The organism is Sphaerisporangium sp. NPDC049003, from assembly GCF_043197795.1.
Lineage (GTDB): Bacteria > Actinomycetota > Actinomycetes > Streptosporangiales > Streptosporangiaceae > Sphaerisporangium.
The window spans coordinates 1-1,379 of record NZ_JBICTU010000085.1; the positions used below are offsets into that span (position 1 = coordinate 1).

The 1,379-nt window shown below is 64.2% G+C and carries 1 protein-coding gene; it reads right to left on the reverse strand.

Translation table 11 applies throughout. The annotated features are described in order from the left end of the window. Window positions 1–1,329: an IS630 family transposase gene (locus ACGFIV_RS36275; RefSeq protein WP_392839617.1), complete on the reverse strand. Its 1,329-nt coding sequence runs from the start codon at window positions 1,327–1,329 to the stop codon at window positions 1–3. Window positions 1,330–1,379 lie beyond the last annotated feature (50 nt).

Genomic DNA, 1,379 nt, shown 5'->3' on the forward strand with positions numbered 1-1,379 from the left:
CTAGTGTCCCGCGCCAGAAATTCGTCGGCAATATCGGGCGAGGGATTCGAGGATTTCCTCTGCGGTCTTCTTCCACACGAACGGGCGTGGGTTGTCGTTCCACTGATCGATCCAGGTGCGGATGTCCTTCTCCAGAGACTGGACGCTTTTGTGGACTCCGCGCCTGATCAACTGGTCGGTCAGGAAGCCGAACCACCGCTCGACCTGATTGATCCACGAGGAGCCGGTCGGGGTGAAATGCATGTGGAACCGGGGATGCCGAGCCAGCCACGCCTTGATCGCCGGGGTCTTGTGGGTGCCGTAGTTGTCACAGATCAGGTGGATGTCCAGCTCGGCCGGCACCGCCTTGTCGATCGTGGCGAGGAACTTCTTGAACTCGGCGGCGCGGTGCTGGCGGTGCAACTCGCCGATCACGGTCCCGTCGGCGATGTTGAACGCGGCGAACAGGCTGGTGATCCCGTTGCGCACGTAGTCGTGGGTCCGCCGCTCGGGCATGCCCGGCATCATCGGCAGCACCGGCTGAGATCGATCAAGGGCCTGGATCTGGGACTTCTCATCCACGCACAAAACCACCGCGCGTTCAGGCGGGTTGTGGTAGAGGCCTACGACATCGACGACCTTCTCCACAAACAGCGGATCGGTCGACAGCTTGAAGGTATCGGCCTGGTGCGGCTTGAGGCCGAAGTCCCGCCAGATCCGCCCGATCGTCGACTTGCTCAGTCCGCTGCGCTGGGCCATCAAGGTGCGCGACCAGTGCGTGGCGTCCTTGGGGGTCTGCTCCAGCGTCGCCACCACGACCTGTTCGACCTGGTCCAGGCTGATGGACGGCGGCCGGCCCGGCCGCTGCTCATCCATCAGCCCCTCCAGCCTCAGCCGCAGGAACCGGGTACGCCACTTGGACACCGTGTCGGGGTGGACCCGCAACTCCGCGGCGATCTGCTTGTTGTCCTTTCCCGCCGCGCACGCCAGGACGATCTGCGAGCGCATCGCCAGGACCTGCGAGGACTTCGCCCGGCGTGCCCATTTCTGCAGTGTCGCGCGTTCCTCGTCGCTCACCGTCAGCTCAGCCTTCGGCCGCCCCGTCCGGGGCTTGTCGAGCAGGGCCTGTGTCCCGCCTTCGGCAAAGGCGGTTCGCCACCGGCGGACCGTCGCCACACTCATACCGAGTTCCCGTGCCACCTCAGCGTTGCTGACCCCGGGCTCGGCGCAGGCCAGCACGATCTTCGCGCGGCTCGCCAGTTCCGACGCCTGCGCCGTCAGGCCGCACAGCAAAGCACGCTCAACATCGGTTAACTCGATCGGTACCGCAGACGGACCTGGATGCCTCATACACATCAGAATAAGAAATTATCCGACAGATTTCAGGTGCACGACACTAG

Excerpts from the sequence above, each read along its gene's own strand:
- ACGFIV_RS36275 (WP_392839617.1), bottom strand. The coding sequence starts at position 1,329 with ATGAGGCATCCAGGTCCGTCTGCGGTACCGATCGAGTTAACCGATGTT.